Here is a 23,569-nt window from a genome sequence, read left to right on the forward strand (position 1 = left end):
CATTTCTCGAGACTTTTACAGCTGAGGTGCGCGATGAATTCAAGCTTCTGGAAATCCGGCCACACCCCGACACTGTTCGCGGCCTTTCTTTATTTCGACCTGAGTTTCATGGTCTGGTACCTGCTCGGGCCACTGGCGGTACAGATCTCCGCCGACCTGCACCTGACCACCCAGCAACGCGGCCTGATGGTGGCGACACCGATCCTGGCCGGCGCCGTGCTGCGCCTGTTCATGGGCCTGCTGGCCGACCGGATTTCACCCAAGACCGCCGGCATGGTTGGCCAGGTGATCGTGATCGGTGCGCTGTTCTGCGCCTGGAAACTGGGCATCCACAGCTACGAACAAGCCCTGCTGCTGGGCCTGTTCCTCGGTGTGGCCGGCGCTTCGTTCGCCGTCGCCCTGCCCCTGGCCTCCCAGTGGTATCCGCCGCAACACCAGGGCAAGGCCATGGGCATCGCCGGGGCTGGTAACTCGGGCACCGTGCTCGCCGCGTTGATCGCACCGGTCATGGCCGTGGCCTTCGGCTGGACCAACGTGTTCGGCTTCGCGCTGATCCCGCTGGTGCTGACGCTGGTTCTCTTCGCCTGGCTGGCCAAGAACGCCCCTGAGCGACCAAAAGCCAAATCCATGGCCGACTACCTCAAGGCCCTGGGCGACCGCGACAGCTGGTGGTTCATGTTCTTCTACAGCGTGACCTTCGGCGGCTTCATCGGCCTGGCCAGCGCCCTGCCCGGCTACTTCAACGACCAATATGGCCTGAGCCCCGTCACCGCCGGCTACTACACCGCTGCCTGCGTCTTCGGTGGCAGTCTGATGCGCCCCTTGGGCGGCGCCCTGGCGGACCGTTTTGGCGGCATCCGCACTTTGCTCGGCATGTACACCGTAGCGGCCGTCTGCATCGCCGCGGTGGGCTTCAACCTGCCGAGTTCCTATGCGGCCCTGGCCCTGTTCGTTTGCACCATGCTCGGCTTGGGTGCGGGCAACGGCGCGGTGTTCCAACTGGTGCCACAACGCTTCCGTCGCGAAATCGGCGTGATGACCGGGCTGATCGGCATGGCCGGCGGCATCGGCGGCTTCGCCCTGGCGGCGGGCATGGGCGCGATCAAGCAAAGCACCGGCAGCTATCAACTGGCGCTGTGGTTGTTCGCCAGCCTCGGTGTCCTGGCCTGGTTCGGCCTGTATGGCGTCAAGCGTCGCTGGAGAACCACTTGGGGTTCGGCAGCCGTCACCGCTGCTCGGGTATAACCTGCAACCATGAGCCTGCAATTGAGTTTTGCCGAGGCCAGCGCCATCGGCCCGCGGGAAGAAAACCAGGACGCCCTGCGCCTGGTCACGCCCGCCCCGGCCCTGGCTGCCAGCAAGGGTTACCTGTTCGCTATCGCCGACGGCGTGAGCCAATGCGCCGATGGTGGGCTGGCCGCCCGTTCGACCTTGCAGGCCCTGGCCCTGGACTACTATTCCACGCCGCAAACCTGGGGCGTGGCCCAGGCGCTGGACCGGCTGTTGCTGGCCCAGAATCGCTGGCTGCAGGCCAACGGCGGCGGGCAGCCGCTGCTCACCACCGTGAGCGCCCTGGTCCTGCGGGGCCGGCGCTTCACCTTGGCCCACGTCGGCGATTGCCGGGTCTACCGCTGGCATGCCGATCACCTGCAACGGGTCAGCGAGGATCACGTCTGGGAACAGCAGGGCATGCAGCATGTGCTGAAGCGGGCCCTGGGGCTGGACCAACACCTGATCCTCGACTTTCTCGACGGTGAACTGCGCACCGACGAAACCTTCGTGTTGCTCAGCGACGGCGTCTGGGCGGTCTTGGGGGACATGGCCATCGCCGGCATCCTTCGCGACCAACCCGACCTGCACCTCGCTGCGCAGACGCTGGTCAACGCCGCGCATCTGGCCGGTAGCCAGGACAATGCCAGCGCGTTGTTGGTGCGGGTCGATGCCCTCGGCGAAGCCAGCATCGGCGATGCCTTGATCCAGCTCCAGCAATGGCCCTTGCCGCCGACGCTGAAACCGGGCCAGGTGTTCGAAGGCTGGCAGATCGAAAGCCTGCTCGGCCAGAGCCAGCAATCGTTGCTTTATCGGGTGCGCGACGGCCAAGGCCAACCTTGGCTGCTGAAAACCTTGCCCGTGCAGCTACGTGACGATAGCCGGGCCGGTCAGGCCTTGCTCTCGGAGGAATGGTTTCTCAAACGCGTCGCCGGGCGGCAGTTTCCCGAAGTCCATGGGGTGCCCCAACGTCAGCATCTGTACTACGTAATGCGTGAATATCCGGGCGCGACCCTGGCCGAGCTGTTCAACCAGGGCGGTCCGCTGCCCCTGGCCCACTGGCAGGACCTGGCGCAACGGCTGGTGCGGGCTGTGGGCCTCTTGCATCGACGGCAGATCTATCACCGCGACATCAAGCCGGAAAACCTGCACCTGGGCGACGACGGGGAATTGCGCTTGCTGGATTTCGGCCTGGCATATTGCCCGGGCTTGTCCGAGGACCAGGCCAACGTGCTGCCCGGCACGCCCAGCTACATTGCCCCGGAAGCCTTCGGCGGCACCGCGCCCACGGCGCAACAGGATTTGTACGCCGTCGGCGTGACCTTGTATTTCCTGTTGACCGGGCATTATCCCTACGGCGAGATCGAAGCCTTCCAGCGCCCGCGCTTCGGCGTGCCGGTCAGTGCCAGCCGCTATCGGCCGGACTTGGCCGAATGGCTTGGACAAAGCCTGGAACGCGCGGTCGCGGCGGATCCGGGTCAGCGTTTTGAGACGGCCGAGGAATGGCTGTTGCTGCTGGAGCAGGGCGAGCGCCGCAGTTTGAGTGTAAGGCCCCGGCCATTGCTGGAAAGAGAGCCGCTGAAGGTCTGGCGGACGTTGGCGCTGGTGTCGTTGGTGGTGAATGTGGTGCTGTTGTTCTTGGTATTCCACTCATGACCGTGGCGAGGGAGCTTGCTCCCGCTCGAGCGCGCAGCGGCCGCCTTTTTTTGGGTCTGCTTCGCAGCCCAGCGGGAGCAAGCTCCCTCGCCACAAAAACTTTTTCGCTCGCCCTAGCGCGCTCCATTACCGGGCAACACGCTTTGATTCGGTGCAATAAATCCCTCCCCAATCCGCTCAACCAGCCCGCTGCTCAATAAATCCGCGCCTTCGCGCCACTTGGCACAACCACTGCATTACCTACCCCACCATACATAAAGCAACGCCTCCAACGATGAAGGCGGTGCTTCCCGAGAGAACGGGACCAGGACAAAGGCGTCCTCGCTAGCTTGCTAGCGGGACGCCTTTTTTTGTTTTCGTAAAAATGACCGAGCCAGTCCGATCGCCGTGATAAAGCGGACCTGAGCTTGCGGAGAACCCTGATGAAAAAACTCAAACTGGTGATGATCGGCAACGGCATGGCCGGGGTTCGCACCCTCGAGGAACTGCTCAAGCTGAGCAACGAGCTGTACGACATCACGGTGTTCGGCGCCGAGCCTCACACCAACTACAACCGCATCCTGCTTTCGCCGGTGCTGGCCGGTGAGCAGACATTCGAAGAGATCGTGCTCAACGACCTGAGCTGGTACCTGGACAACAACATCAAGCTGCTGCTCAACCGCAAAGTGGTGGAGATTGACCGGGTCAAGCGCCGCGTCATCGCCGAAGACGGCAGCGAAGCCGAATACGACCGCCTGCTGATCGCCACCGGTTCCACGCCGTTCATCTTGCCGATCCCCGGCAACACCCTTGAAGGGGTGATTGGTTACCGCGACATCGCCGACACCCAGGCGATGATCGACACCGCCAAGACCCACAAGCACGCCGTGGTCATCGGCGGCGGCCTGCTGGGCCTGGAAGCGGCCAACGGCTTGAAGCTTCGGGGCATGGACGTGAGCGTCGTCCACATCGGTGAATGGTTGCTGGAACGGCAACTGGACAAGACCAGCGGCCAACTGCTGCAAACCGCCCTGGAAAGCCGTGGCCTGAAATTCCGCCTCAGCGAACAGACCCAGGCCCTGCACGACGCCGGCAACGGCCGGGTCGGCTCGGTCCAGTTCAAGAACGGCGACATCATTCCCGCCGACTTGGTGGTGATGGCCGCCGGCATTCGTCCCAATACCGAACTGGCGGAAAAATCCGGCATCCCCTGCAACCGCGGGATCCTGGTCAACGACACCATGCAAACCTACGACCCGCGCATCTACGCCATCGGTGAATGCGCCAGCCACCGCGGCACCGCCTACGGCCTGGTGGCGCCGCTGTTCGAACAGGCCAAGGTCTGCGCCAACCACCTCGCGCAACTGGGCTTCGCCACTTACAAGGGTTCGGTCACGTCGACCAAGTTGAAAGTCACCGGCATCGACCTGTTTTCCGCCGGCGACTTCATGGGCGGCGAAGGCACCGAGACCATCACCCTTTCCGACCCGATCGGCGGCGTCTACAAGAAACTGGTGATTAAGGATGACGTGTTGGTCGGTGCCTGCCTGTACGGCGATACCGCGGACGGCGGCTGGTATTTCCGGCAGATTCGTGAGAACCACGGCATCAGCGAGATCCGCGATCACCTGATGTTTGGGGAAAACGCTTTAGGCGATGTAGGCCACCAAGGCCAGGACAAAGCCATGAGCATGGCCGACACCGCCGAAGTCTGCGGCTGCAACGGCGTGTGCAAGGGCACCATCGTCAAGGCGATCCAGGAGCACGGGCTGTTCAGCGTCGATGACGTGAAAAAACACACCAAGGCCGCCAGCTCCTGCGGCTCCTGCGCCGGCCTGGTGGAGCAGATCCTGATCAACACCGTGGGCGGCGCGGCGGACGTCAAGCCAAAAAGCGAAAAAGCCATCTGCGGTTGCAGCGACCTCAACCACGGCCAGATCCGCCAGGCGATCCGCGACCAGCACCTGCTGACCATCGCCGGCACCATGAGCTACCTGAACTGGCGCACCCCCAACGGCTGCGCCACCTGCCGCCCGGCGTTGAACTACTACCTGATTTCCACTTGGCCCGGCGAAGCCCACGACGACCCACAGTCGCGCCTGATCAACGAACGCGCCCACGCCAACATCCAGAAAGACGGCACCTACTCCGTGGTCCCACGGATGTGGGGTGGCGTGACCAACCCTTCGGAACTGCGGCGCATCGCCGACGTGGCCGACAAATACAACGTGCCCATGGTCAAGGTCACCGGCGGCCAACGCATCGATTTACTGGGGATCAAGAAGCAGGACCTGCCCGGCGTGTGGAAAGACCTCGACATGCCGTCCGGCCATGCCTATGGCAAGTCCATCCGCACCGTGAAGACCTGCGTGGGCAGCGAGTTCTGCCGCTTCGGCACGCAGAATTCCACCCAACTGGGTATCGAGCTGGAGCACGACCTGTTCAACATGTGGTCGCCGCACAAAGTGAAACTGGCCGTCTCCGGTTGCCCACGCAACTGTTCGGAAGCCGGCATCAAGGACGTCGGCATTATCGGCGTCGACTCCGGCTGGGAGATGTACATCGGCGGTAACGGCGGGATCAAGACCGAGGTCGCCGAGTTTTTCGTCAAGCTCAAGACCGCCGAGGAAGTGCGTGAATACAACGGCGCCTTCCTGCAGCTGTACCGCGAAGAAGCCTTCTACCTCGAACGCACCGTGCACTACATGCAGCGGGTCGGCATGGAGCACATCAAGAAAGCCGTGCTGGAAGACCCCGAGCGGCGCAAGGCCCTTCACGAACGCCTGAAGTTTTCCCTGTCGCTGGAACAGGACCCTTGGAAACAACGCCTGGAACAGCCTCAGTTGAAGAAAGAGTTCGAAGTCATCCCCGTGAAGAACCTGGAGGTGCCGGCATGAACTGGCTGGATATCTGCGCACTGGAAGAGATCAACATCCTCGGTTCGCGCATCATCAATGGCCCCAAAGGCGATATCGCGATTTTTCGTACCAGCGACGATGAAGTGTTCGCCCTCGATGACCGTTGCCCGCACAAGGGTGGCCCGCTGTCCCAAGGGTTGGTCTACGGCAAGCGCGTGGCCTGCCCGCTGCACAACTGGCAGATCGACCTGGAAACCGGTCTGGCCCAAGCCCCGGACGTGGGCTGCGCCCATCATCATTCGGCCCGGGTCGAAAACGGCCGGGTGCAACTGGCCCTGCGGGACGCAAGCTGATGAACCGCCAGATCACTGCCTCGACCTGCTGTTATTGCGGGGTCGGCTGCGGCGTCCTGATCGAGCATGACGGCGAGCGCATCCTCGGCGTCAGCGGCGATCCCGCCCACCCGGCCAACTTCGGCAAACTGTGCAGCAAGGGTTCGACCCTGCACCTGACCGGCGACCTCGCCGCCCGCGCCCTGTACCCGGAGCTGCGCCTGGGCAAAGGCCTGGCCCGGGCCCGAACCGGCTGGAACAGCGCCCTGGATCACGCCGCCAGCGTCTTCGCCGACACCATCGCCGAGCACGGCCCCGACAGCGTGGCGTTCTACATCTCCGGCCAGTTGTTGACCGAGGACTACTACGCCTTCAACAAACTCGCCCGGGCGTTGGTGGGTACCAACAATATCGACAGCAATTCGCGGCTGTGCATGTCTTCCGCCGTGGTGGGCTACAAGCGCAGCCTCGGTGCCGACGCCCCACCCTGCAGCTACGAAGACCTGGAGTTGAGCGACTGCGTGATGATCGTCGGCAGTAACATGGCCTATGCCCATCCCATCCTGTTTCGCCGCCTCGAAGAGGCAAAATCCCGCCGGCCGCAGATGAAAATCATCGTCATCGACCCCCGGCGCACCGACACCTGCGACCTGGCGGACCTGCACCTGGCGATCTTGCCGGGCACCGATGTCGCTTTGTTCCATGGGATTTTGCACCTGCTGCTGTGGGAAGACTGGGTCGACCGCGACTTCATCAAGGCCCATACCGAAGGTCTGGCGGACCTGAAGAACCTGGTCCGCGACTACACCCCGGCGATGGTCGCCCAGTTGTGCGGCATCAGCGTCGAACAACTGCACCAGTGTGCCGAATGGGTCGGCACGTCGCCGAGCTTCCTGTCGTTGTGGTGCATGGGCCTGAACCAGTCCACCGCCGGCAGCGCGAAAAACAGCGCACTGATCAATCTGCACCTGGCCACCGGTCAAATCGGCCGGCCGGGGGCGGGCCCGTTCTCGCTGACCGGCCAACCCAACGCCATGGGCGGACGGGAAACCGGCAGCCTGTCGAACCTGCTGCCAGGCCATCGTGAAGCCGCCAACCCGGAGCATCGTGCCGAAGTCGCCCGTTATTGGGGTGTGGAGCAATTGCCCGCCACCACCGGCCTGAGTGCCATCGAGTTGTTCGAGCAGGTGCGCAGCGGCAAGATCAAGGCCTTGTGGATCGCCTGCACCAACCCGGCCCAGTCGATGCCCGACCAGACGGCGGTACGTGAGGCCCTGCAAGCCTGCCCGTTCGTGGTACTACAGGAAGCCTTCCGCACCACCGAGACCGCCACGTTTGCCGATCTACTGTTGCCGGCGGCCAGTTGGGGCGAGAAAGAAGGTTCGGTGACCAACTCCGAGCGGCGGATTTCCCACGTCCGTCGGGCAGTAAACGCACCGGGTGAAGCGCGTCCGGACTGGGCAATCACCGTGGATTTCGCACAACGCCTGGAGAAACGCCTGCGCCCGGGCCAACCCAGCCTGTTCGCCTTCGACACCCCGGCCCAGCTGTTCGATGAGTACAAACAGCTGACCCGTGGCCGCGACCTGGACTTGTCCGGCATCAGCCATGCCCTGATCGACCGCCTCGGCCCTCAGCAATGGCCCTTCCCGGAAGGCGCCACGGTTGGGACGGCGCGACTGTACGTGGATGGGATTTTCCCGACCGACAGCGGCCGGGCGCACTTCGTGGCCGATCCCTATCGCGCCGCCAAGGAACTGCGTGACGCCCGCTACCCATTGACGCTCAACACCGGTCGCTTGCGGGACCAGTGGCACGGCATGAGCCGTACTGGCACCGCCGCGCAGTTGTTTGGCCATGTGAACGAAGCCGTGCTCAGCCTGCACCCCGACGAACTGCTCCGGCACCGCCTGCAAGCGGGCGACCTGGTCAACCTCAAGAGCCGTCGGGGCAGTGTGATTGTGGCCGTGGACAGCGACGACAGCGTGCGCCCCGGCCAGGCGTTCCTGCCCATGCACTGGGGTGATCGGTTCCTCAAGGGCGGCGTGAATACCCTGACTCAACCGGCCTTCGACCCCCTGTCGAAACAACCGGAACTCAAGCACAGCGGCGTGCGCCTGGAACCGGTGAACCTGCCTTGGCAGCTTTTCGCCTTGATCGAAGACGATGTCCAACAGCATCTGGAGGCGCTACGCCCCCTCTGTGAGGCGTTTTCCTACGTCAGCCTGAGCCTGACCGGCCGTGAGCGTCCCGCATTGCTGATTCGCGCTGCCAGCGCCGTCGCGCCCGAACCGCAACTGCTCCAGGCCATCGACGAGCAACTGGGCCTGATCGACGGACCGGTGCTGGCCTATGACGATCCACGTCGCTCTATCGGTAAACGGGTGCGCATCGAAAACGGCCGCATCACCGCCATTCGCCTGGCCGGTGAAACCCTGGCCCGGCATTGGCTGCAGAACCTGTGGCTGGAAGGCCGTGCCGATGAACAACTGCGGCGCTGGCTGCTGGCGCCTTTGAGCGCGCCGCCAGGCAATGTCGGCGCCGCGACGGGTGGCGGTAAAACGCTGTGCAACTGCATGAACGTCAGCCAGCGTGCGATCTGCGCAGGCATTGAACGAGGCTTGGACTTGCAGGGGCTTAAACAGGAACTGGGCTGTGGCACGCAATGCGGTTCTTGCGTACCGGAAATCAAACGCCTGCTGGTTGCCACCGCGCAACCGCTGGCGGCTATCTCGTGAGGAAAACACTATGAACGCAAAAGTCTGGCTGGTGGGTGCAGGTCCCGGTGACCCTGAATTGCTGACCCTCAAAGCCGTGCGCGCCTTGGGCGAGGCCGACGTGGTGTTGATCGACGACTTGGTCAACGACGCGGTGCTGGAGCATTGCCCCGCTGCGCGCATCATTGCCGTGGGCAAGCGCGGCGGCTGCCGCTCCACCCCTCAGGCCTTCATTCATCGGCTGATGCTGCGGTATGCCCGCCAGGGCAAATGCGTGGTGCGCCTCAAGGGCGGCGACCCGTGCATCTTCGGCCGCGGCGGTGAAGAGGCGCAGTGGCTGCGCGAGCATGGCGTCGAGGTGGAAATGGTCAACGGCATCACCGCCGGCCTCGCGGGGGCGACCCAATGCGATATACCACTGACCCTGCGCGGGATTGCCCGGGGCGTGACCCTGGTCACGGCCCACACCCAGGACGGCAGCAGCCTGAACTGGCAAGCCCTGGCCCAAAGCGGGACCACTTTGGTGGTGTACATGGGCGTGGCGAAGCTGAGCGGGATCCGCGAGCAGCTGCTGGCCGGCGGCTTGGCGGCGGACACGCCCGTGGCCATGATCGAAAACGCCTCCCTGCCCCACCAGCGTGACTGCCGCAGCGACCTGGCCTCGATGGAAGCCGCTGCCAGCGACTTCCAGCTCAAGAGCCCGGCGATCCTGGTGATCGGTGCCGTGGCCGAAGCAGCCGAACTGGCCGCCTCACCGCCGGCTTTGGCCCAGGTTTGCGCCCTCTAACAGACACCCCAAGACCTGTGGGAGCGAGCTTGCTCGCGATGAAGGTGGTTCAGTTAGACATACATTGACTGACACACCGCCATCGCGAGCAAGCTCGCTGCCACAATTGGAACAGGGTATGACCGAAGAGCCAGGTCGGCTGCCAGGCCGCCATCGCGAGCAAGCTTTGCTCCCACAGATCTGATGGGTGTACGACCGAAAGAGCCAGGTCGGCTATCAGGCCGCCATCGCGAGCAAGCTTTGCTCCCACAGATCTGATGGGTTTACGACCGAAAGAGCCAGGTCGGCTATCAGGCCGCCATCGCGAGCAAGCTTTGCTCCCACAGATCTGATGGGTGTACGACCGAAAGAGCCAGGTCGGCTGCCAGGCCGCCATCGCGAGCAAGCTTTGCTCCCACAGATCTGATGGGTGTACGACCGAAAGAGCCAGGTCGGCTATCGGGCCGCCTCGCTTTTGCTTTTGATCTGGAGGCCCCGTTAACCACGCTGGCCGAACGCAGGCATTGTGGAGTGGGCATCCCGGCATGGATGCCGGGTTAGCCGCGCTGGGCCATGGATGGCCCTTCGCGGCGGCCCACGGAGCAATGCCGGAGTGAGGGCATGCCGAGCCTAGGCGAGGCACCGAGTGGTGGGGCAAGCCTTTTTTGCTTACTTTTTTTGGCGTTTGAAAAAAAGTGAGCCGCCGTAAGGGCGGAACCCTAAGTAGCCGTTACCGCAGCAACGGATATGTACCCGATCAGCCATCAGACCGCTATCGCGAGCAAGCTCGCTCCCACAGGTCTCCCACAGGTCTTGTGTTCCCCCCATCTCCATAAATCGCAGGCAAAGAAAAGCCCGGCCGAGGCCGGGCTTTTCCAAAGCTGTGGGCTAATTACTTAGCTTGAGCTTCAACCTGCGCTTCTACGCGACGGTTAACTGCACGACCAGCGTCAGTGGCGTTGTCGGCAACTGGGCGGGATTCGCCGTAGCCAACAGACTGAACGCGGGACGATTCAACACCGTACTGGTTGGTCAGAACGTTCTTAACGGCGCTTGCACGACGCTCAGACAGCTTCTGGTTGTAAGCGTCAGGACCGACGGAGTCAGTGTGACCTTCAACAGTAGTGGTGGTGGATGGGTACTGCTTCATGAAATCAGCCAGGTTCTTGATGTCGCCGTAGCTGTTTTCTTTAACGACCGACTTGTCGAAGTCGAACTTGACGTCCAGCTCAACACGAACGACTTCAGCAACAGCTGGGCAGCCATCAGCGTCAACAGTTACGTTGGCTGGGGTGTCAGGGCACTTGTCGACGTTGTCGCACACGCCATCGTTGTCGCTGTCGGAGCAGACTTCAGCAGGTGCTGGAACTGGAGCAGCAGCTGGCTTGGAGCCGCCACCGAAGTTCACACCGATACCAACGCTAGGCGCCCACTCGGTGTCGCCCTGGTCGATGTTGTACTGAGCTTCAACGCCAGCACGGGCGTAGAAGTTGTCAGTGAAATACAGCTTGGCGCCGCCACCAACGTTGGCGAAGGTAGAACGGTTACGACCGTTGCTGCCATTCTGGTCGATGCTCTGGTCGGAGAAACCGGCCGAAACATAAGGACGCAGCATGTCGCCTGGGTTGTTGAAGTGGTACAGAGCGTCCAGAGCGGTGTTCGCGCCCTTAACGTTAGTGCCGTCTTCGGTACGTGCGTTGTGCACTTCGTCGTAGGCCAGACGCAGTTCAACGTCGTCGGTCAGGAAGTAACCAACCGAACCGCCGAACAGGTTGCCGTTGTTCTTGAAATCACGAGCGCTGTCGAACATTTCTTTCTTGGCGAAGCCTTCGATTTCAACTGCGCCTTGGCCTTGTGCCAGAGCGCCGAACGAAGTGGCAGCAATCAAAGAACCAATGGCAAAGCCCAAGGTGTTTTTCAGTTTCATCCGTTAAATCCCCATCTGGTGATTGTGAAGCAGTCCCGCAAACCGGGGGACAACTCGGCGGCAAGTCTATCAGAACTTGCCTACACGTAAGAGATATTTGCGCCGAACTAAGTTTCAGCAATGCCTGCAAATTTCTCACGCAATTTGTCAAGAGCGCGCTTGTAACGCATTTTTGTCGCGCTCAAACCCATATGCATTATGTCTGCGATCTCCTGAAATTCCAGCTCTGCGACAAATCGTAGCACCAGAATTTCCCGGTCGATCGGGTTTACATAGACCAGCCAGCGATCGAGTCCACCCTTTTCCTCGGGCTTGGGCGCCTTATCTTCCGACGCTTCCTCGAGAGGGTCCAGGCTCAACGCGTCCATCAAGCGACGCTTTCGCCGTTCCTTGCGATACTGCGTGATGCATTCGTTGTACGTGATGCTATAAAGCCATGTCTTGAACTTCGATTTCCCCTCGAAGTTCTTCAGGCCATACAGCACCTTCAACATCACCTCCTGACAGACATCGTCAGCATCACGATCGTTCCCGAGATAGCGCGCACAAACGTTAAATAAAGTTCTCTGGTAACGACGCATCAACTCTTCATAGGCGCGTGTTACGTGAAACAGCTCCGTATGCGCGCGCGCGACCAACTCCTCATCGGAGAGATCACGGGGGTCGTAGCGCGTGGATAGCGATTGGGGTTTGTTCAAAACAAGTCGGGCCGACAGTCTAGGTCAATGTGCGCCACAGCCTGGGCTAGCAGGCATTTCGCGGCGGCATACATTAGCAGGATTTGCCGGGTTAGCGGCTACTCACATGCTGTTCCAGCAAGATCCGATTGGAAAGCGACACCAACTCGCCCTCCTCGGTCAGCAATGTGGTTTTCACCGTGCCGATCTCTTCGATCTGGCCTTCGACCTCGCCAACACGCACTTGTTGCCCAACCTCATACAATTCACGCACATAGATTCCCGCAAGAATCTGACCGGCGATCTCCCGGCTTCCCAATCCCATTGCCAGCGCAACCGCCAGACCAACGGTTATCAATACAATCACGATCACATGGTTGAGCAGGTCAGTCTTGACCTCCAACTGGCTGATCGCCACCGAAATACTGATGATAATCACCAGGCCCTGGGCGATACGCCCCACGCCAGCGGCGTAATCCAGCCCGACGCCTTCGGCCGCACCGCGCACCAGCCCATTGGCCAGTTGCGCCAGCAGGACACCGACCAGCAATACCAGCGCGGCACCAAAAACCTTCGGCAAATACAATGCGAGCATATCGAGCGTAGCCGAAACTCGCTCAAGGCCAAGGGATTCTGCTGCGGAAACCAGGAAAATCAGCAATACGAACCAGTACACGATCTTGCCGACCAGGGTCGAGATCGGCACTTGGATGCCGCCACGGGACAGCAGCTTGGTCAGGCCGGTGCCGCCCATCAGGCGATCGAGACCCAGCTTGGCGAGCAGCTTGGACAGCAGCGTGTCCAGCAACTTGGCCACGACAAAACCCAGCAACAGCACCACCAGCGCGCCGAAGAGGTTCGGGATGAAGTTAGCCACCTTGGTCCACAACGCAGTCATTGCCGTGACGAGGCTCTGGGTCCAGAGATCAAGTTCCATATTCAATCAGCCTTATCAGCGGTGCGAGTAACAGGTTTACGGCGGGAAACCGGCGAGACATGGGCCGATCCATTATTCAGGGCGATCATCAGCGCGGGCAACCAGCGGCCCAGCAGGCTGAACAGATCGCCCGCGCCGACCTGGCGGTTGGCGGTTTTCAGTACACGCCCCAAGCATGCGTCGTCGTCCCGGCTGGACGGCGAAGCCTTGAGCATGTCGCGCAAAGACTGTTCAAACGGATCGTGCATACGCACCTCTCGTGATGTCTGTGGAAGACGCGATCACATTTCGTCGGGTCACATGAAACCCCATCACACCCAGCGCAAACGGCGGAACAACCACCACTGCCCCGTCGCGACGCAGATCATCAGCAGGCACGCGACCATGAAACCGTAGGGGCTTTCGGAAAACGGAATGCCACCGACGTTGATACCTAAAAGGCCGGTGAGAAAACTCATCGGCAGGAAAATCCCGGTGATGATGCCGAAGCGGTACATGGTCCGGTTCATGCGCACCGACAGGCGCCGGTCTTCGGCCTCCAGCACAAGCCCCACGCGCTCTCGGGTCAATTCCAGCTCTTCGAGATAACGGGTCAGGCTGTTGTTCAATTCGTTCCAATAGTCGCCATCGTCCTCGACGAACCAGGGCAACTTGATCCTCGACATCTGGCCGAAGATATCTCGCTGTGGCGCCAGGAATCGCTTGAGTCCGGCAGCCCTTCGACGGATGTGCAAAATGGCGTCATGCTCGGGGGCATACCGTTCGTCGGCGTCGAGTTTTTCTTCCTCGCCATCGACGATTTCCGAGAGGCAAGTGACCAGGTCCTGCACCTTGTCGGTGAGGTATTGCGCCATATAAAGGATAAGTTCGGAAGCGTTCTCGGGCCCCTTGCCCTCGGCCAGTTGCGCCAACAGTTCATCGGTGGCGCGCAACGGTCGCAGACGCAGGGAGATCACCCGCTGGGCGGACGCGAAGATCCGTACCGAGACCATGTCTTCAGGCTCGGCGCCCGGGTTGAGGTTGATCCCCCGCAGGAACAGCAGCAGTTCGGCGTTGGGCAACGGCAACAACCGCGGCCGGGTGTTCTCTTCCAGCAGCAGGTCGCAGTTGAATTCGCTCAGGCCGCTGGATTTGCGCAGCCAGGTGTGGGTTTGCGGATGACTGCGATCCCAGTGCAGCCACAGGCTTTCGTGGGGCAGCAGCTGCAAATCGTCGAGTTCGGTCCGGGCTATGGAACGCGCGCCGCCTTTACCGTCCAGCACCAGGGCATGCACCAGCCCCCATTGCGCGTTTTCTTCCTCGAACATCCTCATCCCTTATGGCTGCGGTACTTTATTCAGGCATCTTCAGTGGGCTTGGCGAAACGATCACGCCATTGTTGTCGGCATAGACATACTCGCCCGGGCGGAACGTCACGCCGGCAAAGGTCACCGCTATATTGAGCTCGCCGACACCACGCCGGTCGGTCTTCATCGGATGGCTGGCCAGGGCCTGGACCCCGAGGTCGGTCTGGGCGATGACGTCGACGTCGCGGATGCAGCCGTAGATCACCAGGCCTTCCCAGCCATTCTTAGCCGCTTTCTCGGCCAACATGTCACCCAGCAGGGCCCGGCGCAGCGACCCGCCGCCATCCACAACCAGCACTTTACCCTTGCCATCGAGTTCAACCTGCTCCTTGACCCGCGAGTTGTCCTCGAAGCACTTGATGGTCACGATTTCGCCGCCGAAGGAATCGCGGCCACCGAAATTGCTGAACATCGGCTCCAACACCTGCACCAGTTCCGGGTAGGCGTCGCACAGGTCGGGCGTGAGGTAATGGTTCATCGAACAACTCCTGAAAGGCTGGAACGTCAGATTGAATGGCAACCGTTTGTGACCGGAACCGCTTGAAGCGTCATATCTTAGCCGCAAGCAGACCAGAGCGAAATGCCCTTGTCAGAGCCTTCGCCTCAAACCGCCTCGGCCAACTGGGGCTGTTCACCCAGCAGGGGCGCCTGCTGATCGTCGAGCCAGCGCGCCACCAACGGCCAGACCTCAAGGTGGGCGGCCTTGCTGACCAGCATCTCGACGTGACCGAAATCGTCAGTGAAACCCTGTCCCCGACCCAGGCAGACAAACTGCTTGTGCGTGGAACCGATCTGATCGAAGAGTTTGCGGCACGCCCAAGTCGGGTCCTGGTGATCGCCGGCGGCACTCACCGCCAGCACCGGCAACTGAACATCGGCCAAACCGGCCCACCAGTTCTTCTCGGCATCGCCGAAACGCCCGAACAGGCCGTACCAGCGCATGCTTTCCAGGGCCAGGCCAATGGGCTCGTCCTCGGGGCCGCGCTTGAGCCTTGAACCGGACAACTGGGCAAAGCGCTTGAGGATGAAGCGGCCGCTCCATTCCACCGGCGGAATCTTCAGCGGCCAGTAGGTGCGGCTGACCTGGGTGCCGAAAAACGCCGCGGATGCCACCGCGGGCTCGCCCAGGTAGTGGCCGCCCAAGGCTGCCGCCAGGGTGATGCCCCCCAGGGAATGACCGATCCAGTGAGGCACTTGCCCACTCTGCTCACGCACGAAGGCGCCGATGGCCGGCAGGTCGTAACGGGCGTAGTCAGCCACCCGATTGTGGCGATAACCCTGGTTACGCTGGGATAAGCCATGGCCGCGCATTTCGGGAATCCAGACATCGAATCCCAGGCGCGTCAGGTACGCGCCCAGGCCGAGGCCTTTGGGCGAATACCAGAAACGCCGGTTGGAAAAACTGCCGTGCAACAAAATCACCGGGACACCACGGGTTTCGCCGGGATCAGCCATGCCCAGCCGAGTGACGGCCAGTTCGACGCTGGCGTCCGGGCTGTTGCCGGGTTTCAAGCGATAGACGTCTTCGCTCAGATCACCGCGCCGCTCGGCGCTGATCAGGGCGACAGGAAAGAGGTTGCTGCTGCTTTGCATAATCTTCTTGCACAAAAAAGGGCGGCATCCTTGTGGAGCCCGCCCTACTTCAATCAAAAGGGGCCCGGATAATGCCCATCAGTTGAGCCCCCTGTGGGAGCGGGCTTGCTCGCGAAGACGGCGGAACAGTCAACATGGATGTTGTCTGACGCACCGCTTTCGCGAGCAAGCCCGCTCCCACAGGTTCTGCGACTAACTGACGGGCTTTAGTCGATCAGGCCCCTTCACTCGATCAGACCGCAGCCTGCCCCTCGGCCAGGAAGAACCAGGTTTCCAACACGGAGTCCGGGTTCAACGAAACGCTTTCGATGCCCTGCTCCATCAGCCATTTGGCCAGGTCCGGGTGGTCCGAAGGGCCCTGGCCGCAGATGCCGATGTACTTGCCGGCCTTGTTGCAGGCGGCAATGGCATTGGCCAGCAGCTTCTTGACCGCCGGGTTCCGCTCGTCGAACAGGTGGGCGATGATCCCGGAATCGCGGTCCAGGCCCAGGGTCAGCTGGGTCAGGTCGTTGGAACCGATGGAGAAACCGTCGAAGAACTCAAGGAATTCTTCAGCCAGGATGGCGTTGGACGGCAGCTCGCACATCATGATCACGCGCAGGCCATTGTCGCCACGGGCCAGGCCGTTTTCCGCCAGCAGGTCAACCACCTGGCTCGCTTCACCGAGGGTCCGCACGAACGGCACCATGATCTCGACGTTGGTCAGGCCCATCTCGTTGCGCACGCGCTTGAGGGCGCGGCATTCGAGTTCAAAGCAATCGCGGAACGATTCGCTGATGTAGCGCGATGCACCCCGGAAGCCCAGCATCGGGTTCTCTTCTTCCGGCTCGTAGAGCTTGCCGCCGATCAGGTTGGCGTATTCGTTGGACTTGAAGTCCGACAGGCGCACGATGACCTTTTTCGGCCAGAACGCCGCCGCCAGGGTGCTGATGCCTTCCACCAGCTTCTCGACGTAGAAACCGACCGGATCGTCGTAGCCCGCAATGCGCTTGTCGACGCTGTCCTTGATGTCCTGGGGCAGGCCGTCGTAGTTCAGCAGTGCCTTGGGGTGCACGCCGATCATGCGGTTGATGATGAACTCCAGGCGGGCCAGGCCCACGCCGGCGTTCGGCAACTGTGCGAAGTCGAAGGCACGATCCGGGTTGCCGACGTTCATCATGATCTTGAACGGCAGCTCCGGCATGGCGTCCACGGAGTTCTTCTTGATGTCGAAGCCCAGTTCGCCCTCGAAGATGTAGCCGGTGTCGCCTTCGGCGCAGGAAACAGTCACGCCCTGGCCGTCCTTGAGCAGTTGGGTGGCGTTGCCGCAACCGACCACGGCCGGGATTCCCAGTTCACGGGCGATGATCGCCGCGTGGCAGGTACGCCCGCCGCGGTTGGTGACGATGGCGCTGGCGCGCTTCATCACCGGTTCCCAGTCCGGGTCGGTCATGTCGGATACCAATACGTCGCCGGCCTGGACCTTGTCCATCTCCGAGACGTCCTTGATGATCCGCACCTTGCCCGCGCCGATGCGCTGGCCGATGGCCCGGCCTTCCACCAGCACGGTGCCGGTTTCCTTGAGCAGGTAGCGCTCCATGACGTTGGCCTGGGTGCGGCTCTTCACGGTTTCCGGACGGGCCTGCACGATGTACAGCTTGCCGTCGTCACCGTCCTTGGCCCACTCGATGTCCATCGGGCACTTGTAGTGCTGCTCGATGATCATCGCCTGCTTGGCCAGCTCGCTGACTTCAGCGTCGGTCAGGCAGAAACGCGCGCGCTCGGCCTTGTCCACGTCGACGGTCTTCACCGAGCGACCGGCCTTGGCTTCGTCGCCGTAGATCATCTTGATGGCCTTGCTGCCCAGGTTGCGGCGCAGGATGGCCGGGCGACCGGCTTGCAGCGTGCCTTTGTGAACGTAGAACTCATCCGGGTTCACCGCGCCTTGCACGACGGTTTCACCCAGGCCGTAGGCGCCGGTGATGAACACCACGTCCCGGAAGCCCGACTCGGTGTCGAGGGTGAACATCACGCCGGCGGTGCCGGTCTCGGAGCGGACCATGCGCTGCACACCGGCGGAGAGGGCGACCAATTTGTGGTCGAAGCCCTGGTGCACGCGGTAGGAAATGGCACGGTCGTTGAAGAGGGAGGCGAAGACTTCCTTGGCGGCGCGGATGACGTTTTCCACGCCACGGATGTTCAGGAAGGTTTCCTGCTGACCGGCGAAGGAGGCATCCGGGAGGTCTTCGGCGGTGGCCGAGGAACGCACGGCGACGGCGATGTCGGGATTGCCTTCGGACAGCTTGGCGAAAGCGGTACGGATCTCGGCGTTCAGTTTCTCGGGGAACTCGGCTTCCATGATCCATTGGCGGATCTGGGCACCGGTCTTGGCCAGGGCATTGACGTCATCGACGTCCAGGGCATCGAGCGCATCGTGGATCTGCTTGTTCAGGCCGCTCAGTTCCAGGAAATCACGATAAGCCTGGGCGGTCGTGGCGAAGCCACCTGGCACCGATACGCCGGCACCGGCGAGGTTGCTGATCATCTCGCCCAGGGATGCGTTCTTGCCCCCCACATGCTCCACATCATGGACGCCGAGCTTATCGAGGGAAACTACGTACTCTACCAAGGTGATCTCTCCACTAACTGTGTTGGAAAAGCTCAAGGCACCGGCGGCTCCAGGGGAGCGCTTGCCGGCGATATGGCCTGGACCTGGAAAATAAGTGAGAATGCGGGCCAATGGTGGCCGGCAAATCGCGCCTATCATATCCAAGAATCGTCACTAGCTCACTAGCTTAAGGCCCAAGGCGCAAATGAAACGATCTGCTTTCTTTATCTCCGACGGCACCGGCATCACGGCCGAAACGCTAGGCCAAAGCCTGTTGGCACAGTTCGAAAACATTACCTTCGCCAAATTCATACGTCCGTACATCGACAGCGTCGACAAGGCGCGGGCCATGGTACAGCAAATCAATAAAGCCGCCGAAACCGACGGTTTCCGCCCGATCATCTTCGATACCATCGTCAATCAGGACATCCGTGAGATTCTCGCAACGTCCAATGGTTTCATGATCGATATTTTTTCCACTTTCCTGGCGCCCCTGGAACAGGAACTGAGCGAGCATTCTTCCTACTCGGTCGGCAAGTCCCATTCCATCGGCCACAACTCCAACTACATGGAGCGGATCGAGGCGGTCAACTTCGCGCTGGACAACGATGACGGCGCCCGCACGCATTATTACGACAAGGCCGACCTGATCCTAGTGGGTGTGTCGCGTTGTGGTAAGACACCGACGTGCCTGTACATGGCGATGCAATTCGGCATCCGCGCGGCCAACTATCCGCTGACCGAAGACGACATGGAGCGCCTGCAACTGCCCAGCGCCCTGCGCGCCCACCAGCACAAGCTGTTCGGCCTGACCATCGACCCGGACCGCCTCACCGCGATCCGCAACGAGCGCAAGCCCAACAGTCGTTATTCAAGCTACGCCCAGTGCGAATTCGAAGTGCGCGAGGTGGAAAACCTGTTCCGGCGGGAGAACATTCCCCATATCAACTCCACGCATTTTTCCGTGGAAGAGATTTCGGCGAAGATCCTGGTGGAGAAAGGGGTGGAGCGGAGGTTCAAGTAATCCTCAGTACACCATAAAACCTGTGGGAGCGGGCTTGCTCGCGAAAGCGGTGTGTCAGGCAATATCAATGTTGACTGCTCCGCCGTCTTCGCGAGCAAGCCCGCTCCCACAGGGGTTGCGGTGTTTGGTGGATCAATGTTTCAACCGCTTGACCAACACCTTCCCCACCTCCAGCGCCGACGCCGGGTTCTGGCCGGTGATCAACTCACGATCCATGACCACATGGGACGTCCAGGGTGATGTGTTGCTGCTGTATTGGCCGCCCGCCTGCTCCAACGCATTCTGCGGATAGAACTTCATGCTCCCGCCACCTAGCAGCCCCTTGGCCAATTCTTCCTCCTGATTGCTGATCACCGTCATCTTGTACCCGGCATAGATCCAGCCGGCCTTGGCCGAGGCTTGGCCTTTGGCTGCCAACTGGCCAACGAAGCCCTGGGCATCGGTCATGGTCGACAGCAACGCGATCGGACCATGGCAGACCAGCGCGGTGGTCTTGCCCTGGTCATGAAAATGCGTCAGCACCCGCCCCAACGGCGCGCTCGTGAGCAAATCCTGCATCGGTGCATGCCCGCCTGGGATGTACAGGGCATCGAACCGGTCCAGGCCGATCTGCTCGACACGGGCCAGGCTGATCACCGGTGAGTCCTTGGCCGACGTGATCTTCAACTGCCCCAATAACGCCTGGTAACGCTCCAGCTCCGCCGAGTCATTGTTGAAATACATCTTGTCCACCGAGGAACGGTCCAGCGTCGGCGCCTTGCCCTCGGGCGTTGCGAACGTCACCTGGTGACCCGCCTCCAGCAAGAGTTTCACCGGTTGCAGCAATTCGTTGAGGTAGAACCCGGTGGAGAAGACCTGGCCATTTTTCAGGTCCAGATGATCGGCGTCCGACAGGACCACCAGCACGTTATCGGCATGGGCCGCGACGCTGATGCCTGCTAGAACGACAGACGTTGCCAAGGTAGTGAGTTTTTTCATGATGACTCCAGGACGCATCGATAAAAGATGCGCTCACTGTATTGATGCGCTTAGCGGCGATAAACTGGCCGCCCGGAACATCACCTGGCCTCTGGAGGCAACAATGCCCCGTCGATTCGATCATCTGGCCGACGTGGAAGCCTTCGTCACGGTCGTGGAAAAAGGCACTCTCAGCGCTGGCGCCGTGGCGCTGGGAACCACGCCTTCGGTCCTGAGCCGCGCCATCTCCCGCCTCGAAGCCCGGCTCGGCGTGCAACTGTTGCGTCGTACGACCCGGCGGCTGAACCTGACCGATGCCGGCACGTTGTACCTGGAACAATCTCGCTCGGCCTTTGCCCTGATTGACGATGCGGAGCGGCGAATCCAAGGCCAGGACGGCGTCCTGAGCGGTCGCGTGCGCCTGAGCGTGCCGACCACCTACGGCCATTACCGCCTGCCGTCGCTGCTGTCGCGTTTCATCCAGGCTTTTCCACAGGTTCGGGTCGAGCTGAGCATTACCAACCGTAATGTCGATCTGGTGGCCGAGGGGTATGACCTGGCGATCCGCCTCGGGCCATTGCCGGACAGCGGGCTGGTCGGCCGCAAGCTCGAAGACGCCCGCCTTTGCCTGGTGGCCGCGCCGCACTACCTGGCACGCGCCGGAACGCCCCGGCACGTCGATGAACTGGCGGCCCACGCCTGCCTGCCCTTCGTGATGCCCAGCAGCGGACGCATCGCACCTTGGCTATTTCGCGAAAACCAGCAAGATCGGGAATGGCTGCCGGCGGGCAATGTCCAGGTGTCCGACGATGTATTGGGTATCGTGTCCCTGGCCCAGGCCGGGATGGGGATCTGCCAGACTTATGAATTCATCGTCCGGGAGCGAATCGAGCGCGGGGAATTGGTGGTGTTGCTGGAAGACGTTGGCGGGCGCAGCCGACCGTTTTCAATCATCTATCCGCCCCATCGGCAATTGCCAGCGGCGGCACGGGCGTTGATTGATTTTTTGATGGGTGAATCTTGAACACACGCAACATGTGGGAGCGGGCTTGCTCGCGAAGGCGGCGTGTCAGGCAATAATTGGCTAACTGACAGACCGCCTTCGCGAGCAAGCCCGCTCCCACAAAAGAGCATTCCATATCGGCTTAGTTAAGCACTGCCGCCTGCTCTTCCATCTTCTTGCGCAAGCTCAGCGGGCGCATGTCGGTCCAGACTTCTTCGATGTAGGCCAGGCATTCCTTCTTGAAGCCGCTCTTGCCAACGGTGCGCCAGCCCTCGGGCACGGCCTTGTAGTCTGGCCAGATCGAATACTGTTCTTCGTGGTTGACCACGACCTGAAAGACGATGTCCTCGCGGTCGAATACTGAAGTCATGGGTGTCTCTCCATCTATGCTCGAGGTTCGCTGCATCACATGCGCAGCCAGGATATGAAAGGAACGTATGGGGTCGGGTGAAAATTAACGGTCGGTGATCGCCGCCTGCAGGGCTCGCCCGAAAATCTCGGCGACCCGGTCGATTTCCGCCCGGGTGATGATCAACGGTGGCAGGAACCGCACCACGCTACCCTGCCGACCGCCCAGTTCCAGGATCAGCCCGCGCTTGAGGCATTCGCGTTGCAGGCGTGGCGCCAGCTGTGCGTGTACCGGCGGATGACCCAGGGCATCCCGCTTGCCCGCCGGATCAACCAGTTCAACGCCGAGCATCAGCCCGCGACCGCGGATATCGCCCAGTTGCGGGAAGTCCCGCTGGAGGATGTGCAGGTGCTCGCTCAAGCGTTCGCCCATGACCGCGGCATGGGCCGGCAGGTCGTGCTCTTGCAGGTAGCGCATCACTGCGGAACCGGCGGCCATGGCCATCTGGTTGCCACGAAAGGTGCCGGCGTGAGCGCCCGGCAGCCAGGTGTCGAGCCAATCGCGGTAAACCACCACCGCCAGCGGCAGGCTGCCGCCGATGGCCTTGGACAGCACGACCACGTCGGGGATGATCCCGGCATGTTCGAAGGCAAACATTTTGCCGGTACGGCCGAAGCCGCTCTGGATTTCGTCTACGATCAACGCCACCCCGGCCTGCTCGGTGATTCGCCGCAAGCCGCGCAGCCAGTCCAGGTCGGCGGGAATGACCCCGCCCTCACCCTGCACCACCTCGACGATGATCGCCGCTGGCAATTGCACGCCGGCCTCCGGGTCGTGCAGCAGGTTTTCCAGGTAATGCAGATTGGCCTTGACGCCCTCGGCACCGCCCAGCCCGAACGGGCAGCGGTAATCGTAGGGGTACGGCATGAACTGCACGCCGTTGCTGAGCAAGGCGCCCAAGGGTTTCTTCGGTCCCAGGCTGCCCATCAGGCTCAATGCGCCCTGGCTCATGCCGTGGTAACCGCCCTGGAACGACAGCACGGTGCTGCGTCCGGTGGCGGTGCGCACCAGTTTGAGGGCAGCTTCCACCGCGTCGGTCCCGGTGGGTCCGCAGAATTGGATCTTCGCCTCGGCAGCCAGCGGCGCCGGCAACAGGCCGAACAGATCCTGGACGAAGCGGTCCTTGACCGGCGTGGTCAGGTCCAGGGTGTGCAACGGCAACTCATCGGCCAACACCTGCTGGATCGCTTCGATCACCACCGGGTGGTTATGGCCCAGCGCCAGCGTGCCGGCACCGGCCAGGCAATCGATGAAGGTGCGGCCTTCAACGTCCTCGACGTACAACCCCTTGGCGCGCTTGAGGGCCAGGGGGATCCGCCGTGGATAGCTGCGGGCATTGGACTCCTGCCGACTCTGGCGAGCCAGCAGCGGCGACTCATTGAACTGGTAGAGCGTCTCGGCCGGCACGGGGCTGACCCGCGCCGGCTGTGCTTCGATAAGGCTGTTGGCGACTGACATCTCTCGACCCCGCAATAGGTAGTGACCCAAACGGCACACCGGGCAGGTGCGCATCCGGTCGGGGCGCACATGCA

19 protein-coding genes are annotated in these 23,569 nt (G+C 61.8%); 8 read left to right on the plus strand and 11 right to left on the minus strand.

What is annotated here, in order from left to right:
• Window positions 1–33 precede the first annotated feature (33 nt).
• The 6 genes from J3P88_RS21255 to cobA all read left to right on the plus strand — a co-directional run bounded on the left by J3P88_RS21255 (window position 34) and on the right by cobA (window position 9,598).
• On the plus strand, window positions 34–1,245 hold the full coding sequence (locus J3P88_RS21255; RefSeq protein WP_053120618.1) for a nitrate/nitrite transporter: 1,212 nt from the start codon (window positions 34–36) through the stop codon (window positions 1,243–1,245).
• A 9-nt stretch (window positions 1,246–1,254) separates the two neighbouring features.
• On the plus strand, window positions 1,255–2,925 hold the full coding sequence (locus J3P88_RS21260; RefSeq protein WP_434571471.1) for a protein kinase domain-containing protein: 1,671 nt from the start codon (window positions 1,255–1,257) through the stop codon (window positions 2,923–2,925).
• A 422-nt stretch (window positions 2,926–3,347) separates the two neighbouring features.
• Window positions 3,348–5,801, plus strand: a complete 2,454-nt coding sequence (nirB, locus tag J3P88_RS21265; RefSeq protein ID WP_434571473.1) for a nitrite reductase large subunit NirB — start codon at window positions 3,348–3,350, stop codon at window positions 5,799–5,801.
• Window positions 5,798–6,115: a nitrite reductase small subunit NirD gene (gene nirD, locus J3P88_RS21270; RefSeq protein WP_186705301.1), complete on the plus strand. Its 318-nt coding sequence runs from the start codon at window positions 5,798–5,800 to the stop codon at window positions 6,113–6,115. The genes nirB and nirD overlap by 4 nt, the downstream gene beginning before the upstream one ends.
• Window positions 6,115–8,832 (plus strand): nitrate reductase, encoded by a 2,718-nt coding sequence (locus J3P88_RS21275; protein ID WP_434571474.1) that lies wholly within the window; start codon window positions 6,115–6,117, stop codon window positions 8,830–8,832. Before nirD ends, J3P88_RS21275 begins: the two co-directional genes overlap by 1 nt.
• 10 nt (window positions 8,833–8,842) lie before the next feature.
• On the plus strand, window positions 8,843–9,598 hold the full coding sequence (gene cobA / locus J3P88_RS21280; protein ID WP_434571475.1) for a uroporphyrinogen-III C-methyltransferase: 756 nt from the start codon (window positions 8,843–8,845) through the stop codon (window positions 9,596–9,598).
• Window positions 9,599–10,469: 871 nt separating this feature from the next.
• Here cobA and J3P88_RS21285 read toward each other — a convergent pair.
• The 8 genes from J3P88_RS21285 to ppsA form a co-directional block, all read right to left on the minus strand.
• On the minus strand, window positions 10,470–11,504 hold the full coding sequence (locus J3P88_RS21285) for an OmpA family protein (RefSeq protein WP_250965642.1): 1,035 nt from the start codon (window positions 11,502–11,504) through the stop codon (window positions 10,470–10,472).
• Window positions 11,505–11,611: 107 nt separating this feature from the next.
• On the minus strand, window positions 11,612–12,202 hold the full coding sequence (gene sigX / locus J3P88_RS21290; RefSeq protein ID WP_003183614.1) for an RNA polymerase sigma factor SigX: 591 nt from the start codon (window positions 12,200–12,202) through the stop codon (window positions 11,612–11,614).
• A 91-nt stretch (window positions 12,203–12,293) separates the two neighbouring features.
• Window positions 12,294–13,118: a mechanosensitive ion channel family protein gene (locus J3P88_RS21295; protein ID WP_003199523.1), complete on the minus strand. Its 825-nt coding sequence runs from the start codon at window positions 13,116–13,118 to the stop codon at window positions 12,294–12,296.
• A 2-nt stretch (window positions 13,119–13,120) separates the two neighbouring features.
• Window positions 13,121–13,366: a hypothetical protein gene (locus J3P88_RS21300; protein ID WP_014337331.1), complete on the minus strand. Its 246-nt coding sequence runs from the start codon at window positions 13,364–13,366 to the stop codon at window positions 13,121–13,123.
• A 63-nt stretch (window positions 13,367–13,429) separates the two neighbouring features.
• Window positions 13,430–14,425, minus strand: a complete 996-nt coding sequence (locus tag J3P88_RS21305) for a zinc transporter ZntB (RefSeq protein ID WP_186705305.1) — start codon at window positions 14,423–14,425, stop codon at window positions 13,430–13,432.
• 25 nt (window positions 14,426–14,450) lie between these two features.
• Window positions 14,451–14,942 carry a ribonuclease E activity regulator RraA gene (rraA, locus tag J3P88_RS21310; protein WP_186705306.1) on the minus strand — a complete coding sequence of 164 codons (492 nt, stop codon included), beginning with the start codon at window positions 14,940–14,942 and terminating at the stop codon, window positions 14,451–14,453.
• A 125-nt stretch (window positions 14,943–15,067) separates the two neighbouring features.
• Window positions 15,068–16,057, minus strand: a complete 990-nt coding sequence (locus J3P88_RS21315; protein WP_434571477.1) for an alpha/beta fold hydrolase — start codon at window positions 16,055–16,057, stop codon at window positions 15,068–15,070.
• 232 nt (window positions 16,058–16,289) lie between these two features.
• Window positions 16,290–18,665, minus strand: coding sequence for a phosphoenolpyruvate synthase (gene ppsA / locus J3P88_RS21320; RefSeq protein ID WP_186705308.1), 2,376 nt, complete (start codon window positions 18,663–18,665; stop codon window positions 16,290–16,292).
• 184 nt (window positions 18,666–18,849) lie between these two features.
• On the opposite strand from ppsA, the gene ppsR reads away from it, so the two are divergent.
• Window positions 18,850–19,668 carry a posphoenolpyruvate synthetase regulatory kinase/phosphorylase PpsR gene (gene ppsR / locus J3P88_RS21325; RefSeq protein ID WP_003199510.1) on the plus strand — a complete coding sequence of 273 codons (819 nt, stop codon included), beginning with the start codon at window positions 18,850–18,852 and terminating at the stop codon, window positions 19,666–19,668.
• A 132-nt stretch (window positions 19,669–19,800) separates the two neighbouring features.
• On the opposite strand, the gene J3P88_RS21330 is transcribed toward ppsR, so the two are convergent.
• Window positions 19,801–20,646: a type 1 glutamine amidotransferase domain-containing protein gene (locus J3P88_RS21330; RefSeq protein WP_186728152.1), complete on the minus strand. Its 846-nt coding sequence runs from the start codon at window positions 20,644–20,646 to the stop codon at window positions 19,801–19,803.
• A 103-nt stretch (window positions 20,647–20,749) separates the two neighbouring features.
• Here J3P88_RS21330 and J3P88_RS21335 point away from each other — a divergent pair, with 103 nt between their 5' ends.
• A complete protein-coding gene (locus J3P88_RS21335) occupies window positions 20,750–21,649 on the plus strand; it encodes a LysR family transcriptional regulator (protein WP_186705310.1) in 900 nt (299 codons plus the stop codon).
• Between the two features lie 121 nt (window positions 21,650–21,770).
• On the opposite strand, the gene J3P88_RS21340 is transcribed toward J3P88_RS21335, so the two are convergent.
• Window positions 21,771–21,998, minus strand: coding sequence for an MbtH family protein (locus J3P88_RS21340; protein WP_018605637.1), 228 nt, complete (start codon window positions 21,996–21,998; stop codon window positions 21,771–21,773).
• An 84-nt stretch (window positions 21,999–22,082) separates the two neighbouring features.
• On the minus strand, window positions 22,083–23,495 hold the full coding sequence (locus J3P88_RS21345; protein WP_434571480.1) for an aspartate aminotransferase family protein: 1,413 nt from the start codon (window positions 23,493–23,495) through the stop codon (window positions 22,083–22,085).
• Window positions 23,496–23,569: the final 74 nt, after the last annotated feature.

Origin of the sequence: Pseudomonas sp. Z3-6, from assembly GCF_051131985.1 — a bacterium.
Classification (GTDB): Bacteria; Pseudomonadota; Gammaproteobacteria; order Pseudomonadales; family Pseudomonadaceae; genus Aquipseudomonas; species Aquipseudomonas zanjanensis.

Coding starts and splice junctions, on each gene's coding strand:
- ppsR (WP_003199510.1), top strand. CDS start 18,850: ATGAAACGATCTGCTTTCTTTATCTCCGACGGCACCGGCATCACGGCC.
- rraA (WP_186705306.1), bottom strand. CDS start 14,942: ATGAACCATTACCTCACGCCCGACCTGTGCGACGCCTACCCGGAACTG.
- nirB (WP_434571473.1), top strand. CDS start 3,348: ATGAAAAAACTCAAACTGGTGATGATCGGCAACGGCATGGCCGGGGTT.
- J3P88_RS21275 (WP_434571474.1), top strand. CDS start 6,115: ATGAACCGCCAGATCACTGCCTCGACCTGCTGTTATTGCGGGGTCGGC.
- J3P88_RS21260 (WP_434571471.1), top strand. CDS start 1,255: ATGAGCCTGCAATTGAGTTTTGCCGAGGCCAGCGCCATCGGCCCGCGG.
- J3P88_RS21335 (WP_186705310.1), top strand. CDS start 20,750: ATGCCCCGTCGATTCGATCATCTGGCCGACGTGGAAGCCTTCGTCACG.
- J3P88_RS21255 (WP_053120618.1), top strand. CDS start 34: ATGAATTCAAGCTTCTGGAAATCCGGCCACACCCCGACACTGTTCGCG.
- J3P88_RS21345 (WP_434571480.1), bottom strand. CDS start 23,495: ATGTCAGTCGCCAACAGCCTTATCGAAGCACAGCCGGCGCGGGTCAGC.
- J3P88_RS21330 (WP_186728152.1), bottom strand. CDS start 20,646: ATGAAAAAACTCACTACCTTGGCAACGTCTGTCGTTCTAGCAGGCATC.
- nirD (WP_186705301.1), top strand. CDS start 5,798: ATGAACTGGCTGGATATCTGCGCACTGGAAGAGATCAACATCCTCGGT.
- J3P88_RS21315 (WP_434571477.1), bottom strand. CDS start 16,057: ATGCAAAGCAGCAGCAACCTCTTTCCTGTCGCCCTGATCAGCGCCGAG.
- J3P88_RS21295 (WP_003199523.1), bottom strand. CDS start 13,118: ATGGAACTTGATCTCTGGACCCAGAGCCTCGTCACGGCAATGACTGCG.
- J3P88_RS21305 (WP_186705305.1), bottom strand. CDS start 14,425: ATGTTCGAGGAAGAAAACGCGCAATGGGGGCTGGTGCATGCCCTGGTG.
- J3P88_RS21300 (WP_014337331.1), bottom strand. CDS start 13,366: ATGCACGATCCGTTTGAACAGTCTTTGCGCGACATGCTCAAGGCTTCG.
- J3P88_RS21285 (WP_250965642.1), bottom strand. CDS start 11,504: ATGAAACTGAAAAACACCTTGGGCTTTGCCATTGGTTCTTTGATTGCT.
- J3P88_RS21340 (WP_018605637.1), bottom strand. CDS start 21,998: ATGACTTCAGTATTCGACCGCGAGGACATCGTCTTTCAGGTCGTGGTC.
- cobA (WP_434571475.1), top strand. CDS start 8,843: ATGAACGCAAAAGTCTGGCTGGTGGGTGCAGGTCCCGGTGACCCTGAA.